The 18,360-nt window shown below is 66.8% G+C and carries 15 protein-coding genes; 8 read left to right on the forward strand and 7 right to left on the reverse strand.

The window, feature by feature from the left end:
* Window positions 1–65 precede the first annotated feature (65 nt).
* A complete protein-coding gene (locus AAFF27_00170; GenBank protein ID XAH23641.1) occupies window positions 66–2,189 on the forward strand; it encodes a TonB-dependent receptor in 2,124 nt (707 codons plus the stop codon).
* A gap of 118 nt (window positions 2,190–2,307) precedes the next feature.
* Here the strand turns inward: AAFF27_00170 and AAFF27_00175 are convergent, their stop codons facing one another.
* Both AAFF27_00175 and AAFF27_00180 read right to left on the reverse strand, forming a co-directional pair.
* Window positions 2,308–2,940 carry a hypothetical protein gene (locus AAFF27_00175; GenBank protein ID XAH23642.1) on the reverse strand — a complete coding sequence of 211 codons (633 nt, stop codon included), beginning with the start codon at window positions 2,938–2,940 and terminating at the stop codon, window positions 2,308–2,310.
* 451 nt (window positions 2,941–3,391) lie between these two features.
* Window positions 3,392–4,288 (reverse strand): LysR family transcriptional regulator, encoded by an 897-nt coding sequence (locus AAFF27_00180; protein XAH26344.1) that lies wholly within the window; start codon window positions 4,286–4,288, stop codon window positions 3,392–3,394.
* Window positions 4,289–4,400: 112 nt separating this feature from the next.
* Here AAFF27_00180 and AAFF27_00185 point away from each other — a divergent pair, with 112 nt between their 5' ends.
* The 3 genes from AAFF27_00185 (at window position 4,401) to AAFF27_00195 (ending at window position 7,668) form a co-directional block, all read left to right on the forward strand.
* Entirely contained in the window at window positions 4,401–5,609 is a 1,209-nt protein-coding gene (locus AAFF27_00185; protein XAH23643.1) for a CaiB/BaiF CoA-transferase family protein, read from the forward strand.
* Window positions 5,606–6,601, forward strand: coding sequence for a hydroxymethylglutaryl-CoA lyase (locus AAFF27_00190; GenBank protein XAH23644.1), 996 nt, complete (start codon window positions 5,606–5,608; stop codon window positions 6,599–6,601). Before AAFF27_00185 ends, AAFF27_00190 begins: the two co-directional genes overlap by 4 nt.
* 89 nt (window positions 6,602–6,690) lie before the next feature.
* A complete protein-coding gene (locus tag AAFF27_00195; GenBank protein ID XAH23645.1) occupies window positions 6,691–7,668 on the forward strand; it encodes a tripartite tricarboxylate transporter substrate binding protein in 978 nt (325 codons plus the stop codon).
* Between the two features lie 1,308 nt (window positions 7,669–8,976).
* Here the strand turns inward: AAFF27_00195 and AAFF27_00200 are convergent.
* The 5 genes from AAFF27_00200 to AAFF27_00220 all read right to left on the reverse strand — a co-directional run bounded on the left by AAFF27_00200 (window position 8,977) and on the right by AAFF27_00220 (window position 13,431).
* Entirely contained in the window at window positions 8,977–9,951 is a 975-nt protein-coding gene (locus AAFF27_00200; GenBank protein XAH23646.1) for a lysylphosphatidylglycerol synthase domain-containing protein, read from the reverse strand.
* Window positions 9,941–11,185, reverse strand: a complete 1,245-nt coding sequence (gene clsB, locus AAFF27_00205; GenBank protein XAH23647.1) for a cardiolipin synthase ClsB — start codon at window positions 11,183–11,185, stop codon at window positions 9,941–9,943. Before clsB ends, AAFF27_00200 begins: the two co-directional genes overlap by 11 nt.
* The gene (locus AAFF27_00210) at window positions 11,182–11,961 is read right to left on the reverse strand and encodes an endonuclease/exonuclease/phosphatase family protein (protein ID XAH23648.1); all 780 of its coding nucleotides are present in this window, start codon (window positions 11,959–11,961) and stop codon (window positions 11,182–11,184) included. Before AAFF27_00210 ends, clsB begins: the two co-directional genes overlap by 4 nt.
* A 105-nt stretch (window positions 11,962–12,066) precedes the next feature.
* Window positions 12,067–12,621, reverse strand: coding sequence for an acyloxyacyl hydrolase (locus tag AAFF27_00215; protein XAH23649.1), 555 nt, complete (start codon window positions 12,619–12,621; stop codon window positions 12,067–12,069).
* 222 nt (window positions 12,622–12,843) lie between these two features.
* Window positions 12,844–13,431 (reverse strand): Spy/CpxP family protein refolding chaperone, encoded by a 588-nt coding sequence (locus AAFF27_00220; protein ID XAH23650.1) that lies wholly within the window; start codon window positions 13,429–13,431, stop codon window positions 12,844–12,846.
* A 256-nt stretch (window positions 13,432–13,687) separates the two neighbouring features.
* Between AAFF27_00220 and AAFF27_00225 the strand changes: the two genes are divergently transcribed.
* The 4 genes from AAFF27_00225 to AAFF27_00240 all read left to right on the forward strand — a co-directional run bounded on the left by AAFF27_00225 (window position 13,688) and on the right by AAFF27_00240 (window position 18,352).
* Complete coding sequence (locus tag AAFF27_00225; protein ID XAH23651.1) at window positions 13,688–14,617, forward strand: recombination-associated protein RdgC; 930 nt, start codon at window positions 13,688–13,690, stop codon at window positions 14,615–14,617.
* Window positions 14,618–14,787: 170 nt separating this feature from the next.
* Complete coding sequence (locus AAFF27_00230) at window positions 14,788–17,037, forward strand: TonB-dependent siderophore receptor (protein XAH23652.1); 2,250 nt, start codon at window positions 14,788–14,790, stop codon at window positions 17,035–17,037.
* A 170-nt stretch (window positions 17,038–17,207) separates the two neighbouring features.
* Window positions 17,208–17,900 (forward strand): Fe2+-dependent dioxygenase, encoded by a 693-nt coding sequence (locus AAFF27_00235; protein XAH23653.1) that lies wholly within the window; start codon window positions 17,208–17,210, stop codon window positions 17,898–17,900.
* Between the two features lie 155 nt (window positions 17,901–18,055).
* A complete protein-coding gene (locus AAFF27_00240; protein XAH23654.1) occupies window positions 18,056–18,352 on the forward strand; it encodes a PepSY domain-containing protein in 297 nt (98 codons plus the stop codon).
* Window positions 18,353–18,360 lie beyond the last annotated feature (8 nt).

Consider the following 18,360-nt stretch of genomic DNA (forward strand, 5'->3'; position numbering starts at 1 on the left):
CCCAAAGGCGTATGGACCCAGGCGGTGCGCTGTAGAGAATCCTGGTTTCAGCCACGATCCACTCCATGCCCGCTGGCGCGCACCGTACTTTCACCCACCGTCTTCTGTCCCTGCCCCGGCGCCAGCACCTGGCCTGCGCGGCGCTGCTGTGCGGCCTGCCGCCGGCGCTGGCGCAGGAAAGCCATCTGCCCGAGGTGCAGGTGCGCGGCCCGCGCGACGCGGCCATTGGCTCGGCCGACAGCGCCAGCGAGGGCGCGGCCGAGCAGGCCTCGTTCCAGTCGCGGCCCCGGCAGCGGCCGGGCGACATCGTGGAGGCGGTGCCGGGCGTGGTCGCCACCCAGCATTCGGGCGACGGCAAGGCCAACCAGTACTTCCTGCGCGGCTTCAACCTGGACCACGGCACGGACTTCGCGGTGACGGTGGATGGCATGCCGGTCAACATGCCCACGCACGGGCATGGCCAGGGCTTTGCCGACCTCAACTTCCTGATCCCGGAGCTGGTCTCGGGCGTGCGCTACCGCAAGGGGCCGTACTTTGCCGACAGCGGCGATTTCTCGCTGGCCGGCAGCGCCAGCATGGACTACCTGAGCGCATTGCAGGCGCCGTTTGCCGAGCTGACTTTCGGCGGCCACGGCTACCGCCGCGCGCTGCTGGCCGGCTCGCGCACGCAGGACGACCACACCTGGCTGGGCGCGCTGGAGCTGGCCGGCAACAACGGCCCCTGGGACGTGCCCGAGCGCCTGCGCAAGTTCAACGGCGTGCTGCGCTATTCGCAGGGCTCGCAGGCGCGCGGCTTCCACCTCACGGCCATGGCCTACCAAAGCCGCTGGACTTCGACCGACCAGGTGCCCGAGCGCGCGGTGGACGACGGCGAGATCGGCCGCTTCGGCTCGCTCGACCCGAGCGATGGCGGCCGCACGCGCCGCCTGAGCCTGTCTGGCCAGTGGTACCGCCACGATGCCGCCGGCCAGACCGATATCAGCGCCTATGCCATCGACTACCGCTTCGACCTGTTCTCGGACTTCACCTATTTTTTGAACGACCCGGCGCATGGCGACCAGTTCGAGCAGACCGACCGCCGCCGCGTGTTCGGCGCGCAGGCGCTGCACCGCATGCCCACCCGCATCGCCGGCCTGGACGGCGTGCTGAGCTTTGGCGCGCAGTGGCGTGGCGACCGCATTGCCCAGGTCGGCCTGTACGCGACCGAGGCGCGCGAGCGCCTGTCCACCATCCGCGACGACAAGGTGTCGCAAGACCTGTTCTCGGTCCATGCGCAGCAACTGGTGAACTTCAGCGAGCGCTGGCGCGGCTATGCCGGGCTGCGCGGCGACCTGCTGCACTACGACGTGCGCGGCCGCGAAGCGCTCTACGGCGCGGCCAACAGCGGCAGCGGCCACGACGCGCTGGCCAGCCCCAAGGCCGGGCTGGCCTATACCTTCACGCCGCAACAGGAGTTCTACCTGAACGCCGGCAGCGGCTTTCACAGCAATGACGTGCGCGGCGCCACCATCAGCACCGACCCGCAGACCGGGCTGGCGGCGCAGCGCGTGCCGGCGCTGGTGAAGGGCCGCGGCAGCGAGCTGGGCTGGCGCTTTGCGCCAAGCGACAAACTCACCGTCACGGCCGCGCTGTGGCAGCTGCGGCTGGATTCAGAGCTGGTCTACGTGGGCGACGCCGGCAGCACCGAGCCCGGCCGCGCCAGCCGCCGGCGCGGGCTGGAGGCCACGCTGCGCTGGCAGGCCAGCCCGGCCTGGCGCCTGGAGGCCGACGCCGCCTGGTCGCGCGCCCGCTTCGTCGGCACGCCGGCCGAGGGCGAAGGCAACTACGTGGACAACGCGGTCGAGCGCGTGCTGGCCGCCGGCGCGGTCTGGCAGCAAGGCCCGTGGCTGGCCACGCTGCGCCTGCGCCACATGGGGCCGCGCGCGCTGGATACGCAGAACAGCGTGCGTTCACGCCCCAGCACGCTGCTGAACCTGGGCACGCGCTACGCGGTGAACCGGCAACTGACGCTGGGCCTGGACCTGTTCAACCTGCTGGGCAAGCAGGGCAATGACATCGAGTACCTGTATGCCTCGTGCACCGCGCGCGAGGCGCTGGCCGGCGCCTGCGGCAGCGAGGGCATCAGCGGCCGGCATGTGCACCCAATGGAGCCGCGCACGCTGCGGCTGACGGCGCGCATGCGCTTCTGAAGGCGCAGCGCCGGTGCGCTCTTATTGCTATGTTTTATATAGCTTATATCCCAGGTGCAGCCTGGGCTAGAGGCACTTTTTCTTAAAATTCTTCAGCGCCAGAAACCCGCCGGCCCGCTCAGGAGCATTGCAGGCGGAACTGCTGGTCGCGTGCGGCCTGGCGCTCGGTGCGCAGCCAGTCCTGGTACTGCGGGTCTTGCGGGCGCCGGGCCTGGGCGTCGAGCTGGACGACGCGCTGCGCCAGGCGCTGGCACTGCTGCGCCGTGGCGTCGGGCGCTTCCGCCACGGCCGGGCTGGCGCGCCGGGTGGCTGGCACCGGTGGCAGTACCGGGAGCGCGGAGGGCGCCCGCTCGCCCCGCACCAGGTTTTGCTCCGGCACCAGTTGCAGCGGGCTGCGCCGGCTGCCGGGCGGGCAGGCGCCGTCGGAATAGCTGACGCGGCCGTTGGCGGCCGTGCACTTGCTGAAGGTTTTGGCCGGCGCCTGCGGGCTCGGAGATGGCTCGGCAAAGGCCGTGGATGGCAGCACAGGCCCGGCAGGGGCCCTGGGAGCCTCCAGGGCGGGCGCGGCAATCACAGCCTGCCCCCGCCACTCCCAGAGGTAGTCAGAGGCCTTGTAGAGCCCCGCAAGCACCAGCACGCCGATCACCATCCTGGCCAGGATGCCGCCAACCGATGGCTCGGCCGGAGGGCGCAGCGCTGCCGGCGCCGGTTCGCGGCGCTGGTGCAGGTAGTCGCGGTCGTCCAGGCCCATGGGTGCTGCGCTTGCCGTTGAAACCAGGGAATCCGCACCATAGCGCAGCAGGCGGCGGCTGCGTTGGCCGTTTGTCCATCTGGCAAATAAAACAGCCCAAGCCCTTGATTCATAAGGGTTTACCCCTTCAAAACGTGGCGTAAACGCGGCGTTTTGGCGAGGCGGCCCTGGCGCCGGTGTCTTGCCGGCTGTTCTTTCTCAATTCTTCTTAAAACAAATAGCAGTAGTAGTAGAGGGCGCCAAAAAATGGGGATAACCGGGTTTTTCCCTTAGCAATCAAGCAGTTGTGATTTATTCAACCCTGTGGTCCCGCACCCCGGAGCTTTTTGGCTGGGCGCTAACAACTTTCGGGCGCGGCGCCGGTCTGTGGACAAGCCCGCTTTTGCGCGAAAACCATCCACAAAGTTATCCACATGCGCCTAAAAAATAGGCAAAACCGCCAAGAATGCCCCTAAACGGTGCCTGAATTGCGGCCCAGGTGGTCCACCAGCAACTGGCAGGCCGGCGACAGGCTGCCCGGCGCACGCACGCAGATCACCAGGTCGCGCCGGGCCCAGGGCTCGTCCAGCGCCACGGCCTGGATCGCCAGCGCCGGCTGGTAGAGCGCGGCGCTGCCGCGCGGCAGCACGCCAATGCCCAGGCCGGCGTCGACCATCAGGCACAGGGCGTCGTAGCTGGTGACCTGGATGCGCAACTTCAGCGGCAGGCCGATTTCGGCGGAGGCCTGGATCAGCTGGTTGTTGATGGCGCTGCCCGGGTGCACGCCGACGATGTCGTAGGCCAGCGCCTCGCGCAGCGTGCTGCGGCGCCGGCGCGCCAGGGCGTGGCCGCGCGGCACGATCAGCACCAGCTCGTCTTGCCGGTAGGGCAGTTGGGTGAGTTCTTCGCCGTAGTGGCCGGCGTTGAGGATGCCGATGTCGGCCATGTTGTCTGCCACCTGGCGCGCGATCACGGTGCTGATGCATTCCTGCAGGCGCACCTGCACCAGCGGGTAGCGCTGCATGAAGCCGCGCAATTGCGCCGGCAGAAACTGCGTGATGGCCGAGATATTGGCCGCCACCCGCACCTGGCCGCGCAGGCCGTCGGCGTAGCCCTGCATTTGCGCGGCGATGTCGTCCAGCCCGTTGAGCACGCCGCGCGCCAGGCCCAGCAAGGCAAAAGCGGCGGCGGTGGGCTCGGTGCCTTTGTTGCTGCGCTGGAAAAGCACGGCGCTGAGCGCGGCTTCGAGCTCGCTGATGCGCTTGCTCACGGCGGATGCGGCCAGATGCTCGCGCGCGGCGGCGTTGGCGATGGTGCCTTCTTCCATCACCGCGACAAAAAGCCTGAGGGAAACCGGGTCGAGCCGCATGCTGCGGGCGATTACACCATCGCGTTTGGCGATGGTGGCTTCGCCATTGAGCGTTTTGCAGTTGCCACGGCGCTGGCCATGATGCGTTTTTCCCCTGAAGAGAGACAAACGCATGACTTCCGCCGCCCTTTCCGTTGGCGCGCTCTCCGGCCTGCGCGTGGTCGAGATGGGCCAGCTCATCGCCGGCCCGTTCTGCGGCAAAACCTTGGGCGACTTTGGCGCCGACGTGGTCAAGATCGAAGCCCCGGGCAGCGGTGACCCGCTGCGCAACTGGCGCCTGTTGCAGGACGGCACCTCGGTCTGGTGGCAGGTGCAGTCGCGCAACAAGCGCTCGATCGCACTCGACCTGCGCAGCGCCGAAGGCCAGGACATCGCGCGCCAACTGATCGCCGAAGCCGATGTGCTTGTGGAAAACTTTCGGCCCGGCACGCTCGAAGCCTGGGGCCTGGGCTGGGACGCGCTGCATGCGCTCAACCCCGGGCTGGTGATGTTGCGCATTTCCGGCTACGGCCAGACCGGGCCTTACCGTGACCTGCCCGGTTTCGGTGTGATCGGCGAGGCCATGGGCGGCTTGCGCCACCTCACCGCCGAGCCCGGCCGCGTGCCGGTGCGCGTGGGCGTTTCCATCGGCGACACGCTGGCCGCGCTGCACGGAACCATTGGCGTATTGATGGCGCTGTACCACCGCAAAGTGCATGGCGGCGAAGGCCAGGTGATAGACGTCGCGCTGCACGAGGCGGTGTTCAACTGCATGGAAAGTTTGCTGCCCGAGTACAGCGCTTTTGGCGCGGTGCGCGAAGCCGCGGGCAGTGCCTTGCCGGGCATTGCGCCGTCAAACGCCTACAAGTGCGCCGACGGTTATGTGCTGATCGCAGGCAATGGCGACAGCATTTTTCGCCGCTTGATGGAAAGCATTGGCCGCACTGATCTGGCCACGGCGCCGGATCTGCAAGACAACGCCGGCCGCGTGGCGCGCGTGGACGAGATCGATGCGGCCATCGGCGCCTGGACTGCTGCGCGCTCCATTGCCGATGTGATGGAGATCCTGGGCGCCGCGCGCGTGCCGGCCGGCAAGGTCTACACCGCCAAAGATATCCACAGCGACCCGCACTACCGCGCCCGCGACATGGTGCTGCAACAGACCACGCGCGACGGCCATGTGCTGGACGTGCCGGGCATCGTGCCCAAGCTGTCGGCCACGCCGGGCAGCGTGCGTTCTTCTGCGCCGCACCTGGGCGATGACACCGATGCGGTGTTGCGCGAAGCGGGTTTGAGCGCGGGGCAGATTCAGTTGTTGCGTGAAAAGGGGGTCGTTGCATGAGCGAAATTTGGAGTGGCGCCGCACGCCGTATCTACCTGCAAGAGGTCGGCCCGCGCGATGGGCTGCAAATGGAATCGGCCTTTGTGCCCACGGCCGACAAGATTGCGCTGGTCGATGCGCTGTCGGCTGCCGGGCTGGCCAAGATCGAGGTCACCTCTTTCACCTCGCCGCAGGCGATTCCCGCGCTGCGCGATGCGGAAATCGTGCTGCGCGAAATCCGCCGTGTGCCCGGCGTGGTCTACACCTGTTTGGTGCCCAACCTGCGCGGCGCCGAGCGCGCGGTGGATGCGCGCGCTGATGAATTCAACCTGGTGATGTCGGCCAGCGAAACCCACAACATTGCCAACCTGCGCATGACGCGCGCCCAGTCTTTTGCCGCGCTGACGCAGGTGGTGGCGCTGGCGCAGCAGTCGCGCATCGCGGTGAACGTGTCGCTGTCTTGCGCTTTCGGTTGCCCGATGGAAGGCGATGTCGATGCGGCCGTGGTGCTGGATTGGGCTGGGCGTTTTCTGGAACAGGATGGCGAGGGCACGGTAAGGGGAATCACCTTGTGCGACACCACCGGCATGGCCTACCCGACACAGGTCGCCGCGCTGACCCGCGCTTTTCGCCAACGCTTTCCCGCAGCCGAGCTGACCCTGCACTTCCACAACACGCGCGGCATGGGCCTGGCCAATGTGTTGGCCGCGATCGACGCGGGTGCTGACCGCTTCGACGCATCGTTGGGCGGACTCGGCGGCTGCCCGTATGCGCCGGGCGCCAGCGGCAATGTCTGCACCGAAGAAATCGTGCACGCGCTGCAGCTGATGGACTTTTCCACAGGCTGCGATCTGCCGCAGTTGCTGGCGGCCGCCGCGCGCCTGCCCGCGCTGATCGGCCATGACATCCCGAGCCAGATCGCCAAGGCCGGCCCGCGCCTGGCACTGCATGCGCCGCCGGCGGACTTTGCCGCGCTGCGCGAACGCGCGCTGGCGCGCGATGCCGTGCATTGATGTCCAAAGAGAGAACCGTTCGTCCTGAGCTTGTCGAAGGACCCAGCCCGAACGGTCGCAGTTTTATCCACAACGACAGGAGACTTTTCATGAACATCACCCGCCGCCATGTGCTGGCACTGGCCACCTTTGCCAGCCTGGGTTTTTCTGCACACGCGCAGACCGGCCACTATCCGAACAAACCGGTGCTGTTGCTGGTGCCCACCGCTGCTGGCGGCACCACCGATATTTCCGCGCGCATGCTTGGTGTGCCGCTGGGCACGGCGCTGGGGCAGACCGTGGTTGTGGATAACCGCGGCGGCGCCAACGGCGGCATCGCGGCGGTCGCGGTCAAGCGCGCGGAACCCGATGGCTACACGCTGTTGATGCAGTACTCGGGCTACCACGTGATCACGCCGCTGGTCAGCAAACAGCCCTTGCAATGGAAGCCGGAAGAGCTGCAGCCGGTGGCCAATGTGCTGTCGGCGCCGCAGATCGTGGTGGTGCGCGCCGACCTGCCGTACAAGACCATGGCCGAGTTCATCGCCTTTGCAAAAGCCAATCCGGGCAAGGTCAATTACGCGTCTTCAGGCAATGGCTCGCTGCAGCATGCAACGGGCGCCATGTTGGAACAACAGGCCGGCATCCAGATGACGCACGTTCCGTACAAGGGCACCGGCCCGGCGCTGCAGGATTTGCTCGGCGGCCAGGTCGACATCACCTTTGGCACGGCGCCGCCCTTCATCCCGCACATCCAGTCGGGCCGCCTGCGGGTGTTGGCCACCACCGGAAAAGCGCGTTTGCCCAGCCTGCCCGATGTGCCGACCACGGCCGAAGCCGGCCTGCCCAAGCTCGACGCGACCTCGTGGTTTGGCGTGTTCGCACCGGCCAAGACGCCCAAGCCGATTGTGGATAAGTTGTCCGCCGAGATCGCCAAGGTGGTGGCCGACCCGGCTTTCCAGAAAAAAGCGCAAGAGCAAGGCGCCGTGGCCGACTATCTGAACCCGCAGCAGCTCAATGCGCTGGTAGAGCGCGAAACCGCCAACTGGACCGCAGTCGTCAAAGCCGCGCATATCGAAGCTGACTGATTCGGAGCTGCTTTCTCACCCATGGACCCCGCCTTTGGCGGGGTTTTTTTATTTTTCCCCGCGCTTCGCGCGGGCTGGCAGAGCGCGCGACTTCTACCAGTTCATGTCTATAACTTCTATTTCAAATTAGTAGTAGTAGTAAGGGACGCCCTCTTCTGTGGATAAGTCCTTTTTCCCCATGCCGCGTCAAGGACTTGCGGCGCCGACAAGCATGTGGACGCCGGGCTGGTCCTTTCAGAGCGCATTGCGAACAACTCCGCAGACCGCGCCGCGCCTGTGGATAAGCTGCGAGTTGTGCCAGAACTATCCACAGAGTTATCAAAATTCCGCCGCACGGCAATGCGATGAAATTTTGAAGAAAAGTAGCTGAAACCCTTGCTGGACGCCGGCTAATAGCTATTAAAACAATAGCTACAAGTGCGCAGCCACGCGTTGTGTGCTGCGGACGGCTGCCGCGCGCATGGCCAAAAGATGGCCCGGCCCCCTTCTGCCGGAACAAAACAGGCGCTTCAAAACCGCTGGACGCACCGTGGCCTGCAGTGCATTGCGGCTTCAGCGACTTTGACGCGCCAGTGCGCTGGCCGCGGCGCGGGCTGCCCAGCCTTGCCGCGCGGCTGAGGCGGCGCTCCAGGGCCTTCAAAGCGGCTGCAGTGGCCCGCTGGAGGCAGTTCCAGCGACTTTGGCGCGTCTGATTTGCGGCGAGCGCACGCGCCAGCCGGTTTTGGCCGCCGCCGCGTGGCGGCCCAAAGTCTTCAAAACCGCTACTGCCGGCAGCAAGGGCCGGTTCCATCGATTTTGAAGCGCCGACTTGCGCGGCGGTGGCCGCGGCGAAACCACTTTTGCTCTGCACACGGGCCTGGCACACAAGCGTGGCCGGAACAGGCTCGCGGCTTTCGCCAGTTCTTCTCTATCAGTGCTATTTCTAAATAGTAGTAGTAATAGGCGAGCGCCTCTTCTGTGGATAAGTCACTTTTCCAGCGCCAGATCAAGGACTTGCGGCGGCGACAAGCATGTGGACGCGGGCCTGGTGCGCGCAGACCGAACAGATAACAACTTTCCAGAGCGCCGCGGCGCTGTGGATAACTGCGTGCTTGTGCCGGAACTATCCCCAGGGTTTTCAGTGGCCGGCAGGGCGCGAAAAATTTTCTTCTTGGAGAAAGTAAGAAAGCCCTTATAGAACAAGGGCTTGTAGCTATAAAAACAATAGCTAATATGTAACAACAGGGCGACCGCGGAGCCGTGCCTGTGGATAAGTTTTTATGAGCTGAATATGCCTTAAGCCCAGGTGCAGCCTGGGCTTATAGCTATCTATTTAATAGTGGATGTGCGCCGCCGCGCGCGCCACTCCACCAGCCCAAAGCCCAGTACCGCGAGCAGCAGCGGCCCGAAGTAGTACAGCGCCCGGTAGGCCAGCACAGCGGCCAGCACCTGCTCTGTCGGCGCGAGGCCCGCCAGCAGCGCCACGGCCACGGCCTCCAGCACGCCCAGGCCGGCCGGCACCCGCGACACCAGGCCGGCCACTGCGCCAAACAGCATGGTCGACAGCACGGCCGCATAGGGCGCCTGCTGTTGCAGCAGCATCCACACCGCGCCAGACATCAGCGCCCAGTTGATGGCGGACGCCGCCACCTGCAGCGGCGCGAACCAGGGCCCGGGCAGCACAAAGCGGTGGCCATGCCATGCCAGCGGCCGGCCGTGGCGCCAGGCGCAGAGCAGCCAGTAGGCCAGCGGCACGGCGGCCAGCAGCAGGGCGATGGCGTGCCAGGGCGGGGTGACGGGCAGCCAGTCTGTGGATAACTTGGGCGGCCAAAGCCACAGGGCGGCGCCGGCCAGCGGGAAGTAGCCGATCCAGTTGCTGAGCACGCTGGTGGCTGCGATCTGGCCGATCTGCAGCGGCGCCAGGCCCTGGCGTGAGTACAGGCGCAGGCGCACCGCCACGCCGCCGATCAGGGAGCCCAGGTTGAGCGTGAACGGGTAGCTGACCAGGGTGATGCCGACGGTGGTGGCCGCGCGGATCGGCAGGCGGTTGTAGTGGCGGCCGATCAGGTCGAAGCAGCCGTAGAGCAGGTGGCTGGCCAGCGCCAGGCCGGCGGCGGCCAGCAGCACGGGCGGCGGCAGTGCGCGCACGGCACGCCAGACGCCGGGCCAGTCCATGTTGCGGCCTTGGCGGTACAACAGCGCCGCGATCAGCAGCAGCAAGGCCAGGCTGGCGATGCGCGCGGCCCAGCGCCAGTGCGCGTGGCGGCGCAGGCGCTGCCAGAGCGGCATCGCCTCAGGCGGCATCGGTGCGCGTCGGGCCGCTGCCCTCGGGCGCGCTGCCGGTGTCGGACCAGTGCACGGGCTGGGCCCGTTGGGACGAGCGCGGCAGCCAGCCGGCCCAGGACGGGTACCAGCGCAGGATGTGGAACACGAAGAAGCTGCGCACCAGGCGCCAGCCGCTCCATTCGGTGCCCAGGTCTTGGGTTTCTATGCGCTTGCAGCTGTGCTGCATCAGGTGATCCAGCCGCGCGTGCAGCTGTTCGTTGAAGGCGCGGTCGCGGATGACGACGTTGGCTTCGAGGTTGAGCGACAGGCTCAGCGGGTCGAGGTTGCTGGAGCCGACGGTGGCCCATTCACGGTCGGCCAGCGCGACCTTGCCGTGCAGCGGCCGGTCGGTGTACTCGTAGATGCGCACGCCCGCATGCAGCAGGTGGTGGTAGAGCATGCTGGCCGCGGTTTTGACAATGGGCATGTCGGGCTTGCCCTGCAGGATCAGGCGCACGTCCACGCCGCGGCGCGCGGCGCGGCGCATGTCCTGGATCAGGCGGTAGCCGGGAAAGAAGTAGGCGTTGGCGATGACGACGCGCTCGCGCGCGGTGCGCATGGCGGCGCGGTAGTGGCGCTCGATGTCGGTGGTGTGGCGATGGTTGTCGCGGGTGGCGAACAAGGCCTGCGCGGCGCCTGCGGGCGGCAGCTCTGGCTGCAACGGGGCGGCGGCCTGCGGTCTGTGTGGCCGCGCCGCGCCGACGGCATGCAGCACGAAGCGGTGGATGTGGGCGACCACCGGGCCATTGACCTCGACCGCGTAGTCTTGTTTGGCCTCGGGGCCGAAGTCGGCCAGGTGGTCAGCCGAGTAATTGATGCCGCCGACAAAGGCGCGCTTGCCATCCACCACCACCAGCTTGCGGTGCATGCGGCGCAGCAGGTTCAGGCGCTGGCCGAAGATGCGCGGTGCCGGGTCGAACACGCGCAGCCGCACGCCCTGGGAGCTGAGCGAATGCAGGAAGGCATCAGACAGGTCGGGCGAGCCATAGCCGTCGATCATGACGTGCACCCGGGCGCCGTTGTGCGCGGCCTGCACCAGCGCGTCGCGCAGCGCCAGGCCGACCTTGTCTTCGAACAGGATGAAGGTCTCCAGCACCACCTCGTGCCGGGCCGCGGCGATGCACTCGAACACGCGCGGGAAGAAGGCCTCGCCGTTCTCCAGCAGGCGCAGCTGGTTGCCATCGGTCCAGCGTGCGCGCCGGCCTGGGTTCATAGCGAGAGTTCGGCCGCCAGCGGTGCGTGGTCCGACAGGTGCGACCAGGGCCGGCGCGGCAGTACGAAGGGGGCATGGACCACGGCGTTGCGCACATAGATGCGGTCCAGCGGCAGCACCGGCATCTTGGCCGGGAAGGTGCGCGCGGCGCGGCCCTCGGCCTGCACGAAGACTTCGCGCAGGCCGGCGCCCTTGCGCAGGATCTCGTGGGCGCGGCTGCGCCAGTCGTTGAAGTCGCCCGCCACCACCAGCGGCGCGTTGGCCGGGATGTCTTTGCGGATCAGCTCGCACATCAGGTGCAACTGCTTGCGCCGGTGGTGCTCTTGCAGGCCCAGGTGCACGCAGATCGCATGCAGGTTGGTGGCGCGGCCGGGCAGGCGCAGCACGCAGTGCAGCATGCCGCGGCGCTCGGGGCCGCTGATGGAGACGTCGTGGTTCTGGTGGTGGACGATCGGAAACTTCGACAGCAGCGCGTTGCCGTGGTGGCCGTTGTCATAGACCGCGTTGCGGCCATAGGCGAACTGCGACCAGATGCTGTCGGCCAGGAACTCGTAGTGCGGCGCTGGCGGGAAGTTGGCGATGCGGTTCGGGTGCTTGGCGTGCGTGCCCAGCACCTCTTGCAAAAACACCACGTCGGCCGACACGCTGCGCACTGCGTCGCGCAGGTCGTGCAGCATGAAGCGCCGGTTGAAGGAGGTGAAGCCCTTGTGGATATTGACGGTGAGCACGCGCACGGTCACAGGCGGGTCGGTGGGCAGGGGCGTGGCAGCAGTCATGCGGGAGTACGGATCAGGAGAGGGCGTGCACCCCGGCCTGGCATTCTCCAAGTGGCGCTGCTGCGGCCACTGTAGGACGGCAAGCCGTCCGAGTGGCAACCGGCGTCAGAAGGTGTAGCCGTAGCGCAGCTGCACGAAGTTTTCGCCCGGGTTCGGCCGCCTGATGGCGGCATTGGAGATGTGCTGCACGCGCAGTTGCACCTCGTGCTGGAAGTTCGTGCCGAAGCTGTAGCCCACGCCCAGGTGCGAGGCGAAGTTGAAGCGGGTGCTGAACTCTTTGCGGTCGGTGTGATAGAGGCCGTCGACGTAGGTCAGGCCTACGCCGGCATCGGCAAACCAGGGCGAAGCCCCCTGGTTGAGACGCAGCCGGAACGAGGGCACCAGGCCGATCAGGCTCATGTGCTCGGAGATGCTGTCGATGGCCAGGCGGCTGTAGTACAGATCCCAGTAGGCGCCGACCTTGGTGCCCCAGAGCGTGCTGCTCCACTGGATCGGGGCGGTAATGCCCACCGTGGCCACCTTGGTGTCGCTGGGGGTGCGTTCGTACTGCAGGTAGACCCCCGACTTGGCGGTGGGGTCGGCCTGTGCGGGCAGGGCTGCAGTGAGCAGGACCGTCGCTGCTGCGGCAGCGGCAAAGACGTGGAAGCGCGCGGTAGGCATGGTCGAGCGGGTGGGAAGGAGTCTGTAGAAGGTGGGCTTGCAGTGTAGAGAGAAAGTCCCGGGCGTGCGAGGCGTGCCCCGAATGCCATGGTGCTGCGTGCTGGTGTCTGGCGGGCCGCAAGCGCGCGGCGCTGTGTTGTGCCCTATTTCCGGGAGCCGCAACAAAAAGGGCCCGCAGCAGCGGGCCCTTGGTGTCTCACGGCACCGGCGGGTGCGTCGCCCTTACGACTTGGGCTGCGGCGCAGCGTCGGTCGCGGCCGGCGGCGGGCCCTTGCGCGGGCCGCCCTTGTGGCCGTGCTCGCCGCGTGGCCCCGGATGGCCGTCCGGGCCCATGTGGTGCATGGGCTGGCTGTCGAAGGTCTTTTGCTGCGCCGGTGTCAGGGTGGCGTAGAAGGTCTTGATGGCGTCCTCGCGGCGATCCATCTCGGCCTGGCGCTGCAGGCGCAGGGCGCGCATGCGGTCGATGCGCTCGGGCGTGGTCAGCTTGGCGAATTCGCCGCGGTCGAAACCCAGGCGTGCATGGCCGCCGGGGCCGTCCGGGCCGGGACGCACTGCGCTGGTGAAAGTGTCCCAGGCGCCTTGCTGGTCAGCGCTGAGCTGCAGGCGCTGCTTGAGCTGGGCGAAGTGCGCGTCCATGCGCCGCTGCATGCCGGCCCGGTCAGGCCGCTCGCCGCGCGGGCCGTGGTGGCGGGCTTCGGCGGGCGGTGGCGCTGCGCCGTCGGCGGGTGGTGGAGGCGTTTGCGCAAAAGCGGCAAAGCCGGACGATGCCAGCACGCTGGCAATGAGGAGGTGTCGAGGAATGAATCGCATGAGAGCTTCCTTTCTGAGAAACCCCGGGTGCCAAATGGCATCAGGTTGCGCCCCAGTATCGAAGTGCCTTGTAAGCGCGGCGTGGGGCAGTGATGTGTCTCTTGTAAATCTTCATGACCAGCCGTGGCCGCGGCCAGTGTCATACCCGCTGCAGACGCGCACGTGTAGGACAAGCCCCATAAACCAGGTGGCCGCGCGGCGCGCCGACAATAGGCCTTCGCGGCCCGCACGGGCCGGCCATCAGGAAAGACTGCAAGTGTTCAAGAACGTGATCGTGTACCGCATCGCGCCCGGCTGGACGGGCTCGCTGGAGCAACTGGAAGAGAACCTGGGCAAGGCCCGTTTCGAGCCCTGCGGCGCGTCGCAGGAGCGCTCGGCCGGCTGGATCGAGCCGCGCGGCGAGGCGCACGGCCCGCTGGCCGAGTCCGTCGCCGGCCAGTGGATCCTGAAGCACATGGTCGAGGCCAAGGCGGTGCCCGGCTCGGTGGTGCGGCGCAAGCTGCAAGAGCGCATCGCCCAGATCGAGAAGGAAACCGGCCGCAAGCCCGGCAAGAAGGAAAGCAAGGAGCTGAAGGAAGACGTGCTGCTGCAATTGCTGCCCATGGCCTTCACCAAACAGGGCGCAACCACGGTGTGGATAGACCCGGACGCCCGCATGCTGGTGCTGGGCGCCTCCAGCCAAGGCCGGGCGGATGAGCTGGTGACGGCGCTGGTCGAGGCCATGCCGGGCTTTGTCGTGTCGCCGGTCAATACCAATGTGACCTCGGTCGCGTCCATGTCCGAATGGCTGGTGAGCCAGGAGCCGCCCGCCGGCTTCAGCGTGGACCGCGAATGCGAGCTGAAGGCCAGCGACGAATCCAAGGCCGTGGTGCGCTATGCCCGCCACCCGCTGGACATCGAGGAGGTGCGCGAGCACATCACCCAGGGCAAGCTGCCGACCAAGCTGGCCATGACCTGGGACGAGCGCGTGTCCTTTTTGCTGACCGAGGGCATGCAGATCAAGAAGATCACGTTCCTGGAAGGCGTGTTCGACGGCACTTCGGGCAAGAAGGAGGACGGCTTCGATACCGATGCGGCCATTGCCACCGGCGAGCTGCAAAAGCTGATCCCCGACCTGCTGGAGGCGCTGGGCGGCGAGGTGCAGGAAGGACAGCTGGCGGCCTTGCCAGGCGCTGTTGTGGCGTGATGCCGACAGTTGGGCGGCCAAGTCGCCCTTTTGTCATGAAAATGTGTGATTGCGACTAATAGTCGTTCTTATCTGTATCTAGAATCGGCCGCGACGTGGTTGCGGTGAGGCGAGGGCTCGCGCAATTGCGCGAGCCCTATTCGTTTCACTACTTCCACAAGAGGCCCATCTTGGTCCGTTCCACACGCCATCTCCCGCCATCTTCGCGCCGTGACGCGGCCAAAACCAGTTCCCCAGCCGAGCAGGCGATGTTCCCGCTTGGGGCGCTGATGCTGGCGGCCTCCGTCGGCAGCTGGGCGCAGACCGCGCCGGCCGAACAGTCGCTCAAGCCCGTGACCGTGACCGAGAAGGCCGAGACGGCAGTGCAGGGCAAGGACGCGCTGCAGACCAAGAAGACCACCATCGGCAAGGGCAACCAGGACATCCGCGACATTCCGCAGTCGATCACCGTCATCACCGAAAAGCTGATCGACGACGTCAAGCTCGACACCCTGCGCGAAGCCCTGCACTACACCGCCGGCATCACCTTCGCCGCCACCGAGAACGGTACGGATCAGGACATCCGCCTGCGCGGCTTCCCGATCGCCTCCACCGGCGATTTGATGATCGACGGCATGCGCGACCCGTCGCAGTACGACCGCGACACCTTCAACCTCGACCGCGTGGAAGTGATGCGCGGCTCGGCCTCGATGCTGTTCGGCCGTGGCTCCACCGGCGGCGTGGTCAACCAGGTCAGCAAGAAGCCGGAGCTGGCCGACCAGACCGACGTGGTGGGCACGGTGGGCACGGGCGGCTACTTCCGCACCACGGCCGACTTCAACATCCGTACCGGCGAGACCTCGGCGCTGCGCATCAACGCCATGTACAACAAGGCCGACAACGGCGGCGCCAAGATCGACAAGAACGGTATCGCGCCCAGCTACAGCTGGGGTCTGGGGACGGGCGACGAGTTCACCGTTGGCCTGTTCCACCTGAACAACAACAACGTGCCGATGTCGGCCGTGCGCTACTTCAATGGCAGCCTGGCACCGGTCAAGCCGGGCGACTTCTATGGCACCAGCGCCGACTTCGTCAACGGCGAGGCCAACTACGTGTTTGGCGCCTGGAAGCATCTCTTTGGCAATGGCGGTGAGCTGCGCACGCAATTGCGCAGCGGCGTGTTCGAGCGCTCGCAGTGGAGCACCGCCGTGGGGGCCGCGGCGGGCACCACCGTGTTCAATAGCGCGACCGTCCTGACCCGTGCCGGCCTGACGCCGCGCAAGGACCGCTACAAGGCGACCTATTTCCAGAGCGACTACAGCCAGGCCTTCAATGCGCTGGGCCTGCGCCATGAACTGTTGGCCGGCGTGGATGCCGCCGACGAGCGGGCCAATCGCTTCCAGAACAACGGCTCGACGCTGGGCACCCGGCCCAACACCCAGGTGGGGACGCCCGACGACGGCGCCGGCCTGGTCGGCAGCGGCCTGTCGCCGCAGTGGCGCAACTCCAGCAACTACTCGGCCAAGGCCTTTGGCCTGTATGCGCAGGACCTGGTGCAGGTGGCGCCGGCCTGGAAGCTGTTGGGCGGTGTGCGCTACGACAGCTTCAAGGGTGACTTCGAGCAGTTGGCCTATGCCACCGGCGTGCAGAACACGCCCAGCACGATCACGCGTACGCATTTGTCGAATTCGCCGTGGAGCTACCGTGGCGGCGTGCTGTTCCAGCCCTCGCCAACGCAGTCCTACCACGTCTCCTACGGCACCTCGTTCAACACCTCGGCCGACACCTACCAGTACGTGACGCCGCAGAACGCCAACACGCCGCCGGAGAAGAGCCGCAACATCGAACTGGGCGCCAAGCTCGACTGGCTGGACGGCAAGCTGTCCACCCGCGGCGCGATCTTCCGCACCGAGAAGTACAACGAGCGCACCACCGATGCCGACTTCGCCGGCGACGCCTACACCCTGTCGGGCAAGCGCCATACCGCCGGCCTGGAGCTGGACGTGGTGGGCCGCCTGACGCCGCAGTGGGAAATCTATGGCTCCTACACCTGGGTGCCGGTGGCCAAGATCGACCAGGCCGGCAGCGCCGCCGCAGCCCAGGCCTCGGTGGGCCAGCGCGTGGGCCTGACGCCCAAGCAGTCGGGCGCGCTCTGGGTGACCTACCAGGCCACGGCCAAGCTGCGCGTGGGCCTGGGTGCGCACGGCGCCACGGAGAACCGCCCGCTGTCCGGCACCACCGGCGCGGCATCGGCCACGGCCCGCGTGCCCGGCTACATGGTGGCCGACGCCCTGGTCGAGTACAAGTTCACGCCCGACGTGTTCGCCCAGATCAACGTCAACAACCTGCGCAACAAGGCCTATGGCGACCAGCTCTACCCGGGCTTCACCATCCTGGGCCCGAAGCGCCAGGTGCTTGCTACGGTCGGCATCCGGTTCTGAAAAACACCCCCAGGCTTCGCGCTTCGCGTCTTCGCCAACCCCCTTGCAGGGGGCACATCCAGCGGCCCGGCAAAGCCGGTTCCGCGGATGTCTGCGCATGGCCTGCTCCGCGGCCTTTGGTGCTGTTGTGTTTGATGCGATGCGAGCTATGCACCGGATAATTCCGCACCATGCTGCTGCACATACGTGAAGTCCTGACGCCGGCCGAAGTGGCCCGCGCCCGCGAGATCCTGGCCACTGCCCCCTGGGGCGATGGCCGCATCACCGCGGGCAGCCAGTCGGCCGAGGCCAAGAACAACGAGCAGTTGCCCGAGGCCTGCGAGGCCACTCAGGCGGTGCAGCAATTGCTGCTGCGCGGGCTGGAGCGGCACCAGCTGTTCTTCTCGGCGGCGCTGCCCAAGCAGATATCGCCGCCGCTGTTCAACCGCTATGGCGGCGCCGCCAACAGCTTTGGCAACCACGTGGACAGCGCCGTGCGCTACCTGCGCAATGGTGCGGGCCGCGTGCGTACCGATATCTCGTGCACGCTGTTCTTGTCGGAGCCGAGCGAGTACGACGGCGGCGAGCTGATGGTGGAAGACACCTTTGGCGAGCAGCGCGTGAAGCTGGCCGCAGGCGACCTGGTGCTGTACCCCGGCACCAGCGTGCACCGTGTCGAGCCGGTCACGCGCGGCCACCGCGTGGCCAGCTACTTCTGGATCCAGAGCATGGTGCGCAGCGACGAGCAGCGCCGCTTGCTGTTCGACATGGACAATCATCTGCGCCGGTTGCGCAGCGCGGCCCATCTGGGCGAGGCTGACCCCTCCGTGATTGGCCTCACTTCCACCTATCACAACCTGCTACGCATGTGGCTGGACGTTTAGACCACCCCCAGGCTGCGCGCACTTCGTGTCGCTGCGCCAATCCCCTCAAGGGGGCACATCCAGCGGCCTGGCAAAGCCAGTTCCGCGGATGTTTTGGCTTGGCCTGCTCCGCGGCCTTTTGAGCAAGATCGCCCATTCGTTTTGAGAGACTTTTCATGAAGAAATCCCTGCTTTGCATGGCCGGCCTGCTGGCCGCCCTGGGCTGCGGCGGCGCTGCCGCCCAATACGTGGACCACAACGCCGTCAAGTGCGAGCCTGTGCCCAAGGACGAGATGCGGCCGCAGATGGAGCTGCAGCGCAAGCTGACCGGCGAAGGCTGGAAGGTGCGGCAGGTGAAGAACTTCAACGGCTGCTACGAGGTCTACGGCTTCAATGAAAAGGGCGAGCGGGTGGAGGTGTTCTTCCACCCCAAGACCTTCGAGAAGGTCGGCGAAGTAAAACAGCCCTCGTGAGCGTGGGC

The organism is Xylophilus sp. GW821-FHT01B05, from assembly GCA_038961845.1.
Classification (GTDB): Bacteria; Pseudomonadota; Gammaproteobacteria; order Burkholderiales; family Burkholderiaceae_C; genus Xylophilus.

What these genes read in the sequence shown, in the direction of transcription:
- AAFF27_00170 (XAH23641.1), top strand. Translation starts at nt 66, where the DNA reads ATGCCCGCTGGCGCGCACCGTACTTTCACCCACCGTCTTCTGTCCCTG.
- AAFF27_00175 (XAH23642.1), bottom strand. Translation starts at nt 2,940, where the DNA reads ATGGGCCTGGACGACCGCGACTACCTGCACCAGCGCCGCGAACCGGCG.
- AAFF27_00180 (XAH26344.1), bottom strand. Translation starts at nt 4,288, where the DNA reads ATGCGGCTCGACCCGGTTTCCCTCAGGCTTTTTGTCGCGGTGATGGAA.
- AAFF27_00185 (XAH23643.1), top strand. Translation starts at nt 4,401, where the DNA reads ATGACTTCCGCCGCCCTTTCCGTTGGCGCGCTCTCCGGCCTGCGCGTG.
- AAFF27_00190 (XAH23644.1), top strand. Translation starts at nt 5,606, where the DNA reads ATGAGCGAAATTTGGAGTGGCGCCGCACGCCGTATCTACCTGCAAGAG.
- AAFF27_00195 (XAH23645.1), top strand. Translation starts at nt 6,691, where the DNA reads ATGAACATCACCCGCCGCCATGTGCTGGCACTGGCCACCTTTGCCAGC.
- AAFF27_00200 (XAH23646.1), bottom strand. Translation starts at nt 9,951, where the DNA reads ATGCCGCCTGAGGCGATGCCGCTCTGGCAGCGCCTGCGCCGCCACGCG.
- clsB (XAH23647.1), bottom strand. Translation starts at nt 11,185, where the DNA reads ATGAACCCAGGCCGGCGCGCACGCTGGACCGATGGCAACCAGCTGCGC.
- AAFF27_00210 (XAH23648.1), bottom strand. Translation starts at nt 11,961, where the DNA reads ATGACTGCTGCCACGCCCCTGCCCACCGACCCGCCTGTGACCGTGCGC.
- AAFF27_00215 (XAH23649.1), bottom strand. Translation starts at nt 12,621, where the DNA reads ATGCCTACCGCGCGCTTCCACGTCTTTGCCGCTGCCGCAGCAGCGACG.
- AAFF27_00220 (XAH23650.1), bottom strand. Translation starts at nt 13,431, where the DNA reads ATGCGATTCATTCCTCGACACCTCCTCATTGCCAGCGTGCTGGCATCG.
- AAFF27_00235 (XAH23653.1), top strand. Translation starts at nt 17,208, where the DNA reads ATGCTGCTGCACATACGTGAAGTCCTGACGCCGGCCGAAGTGGCCCGC.
- AAFF27_00240 (XAH23654.1), top strand. Translation starts at nt 18,056, where the DNA reads ATGAAGAAATCCCTGCTTTGCATGGCCGGCCTGCTGGCCGCCCTGGGC.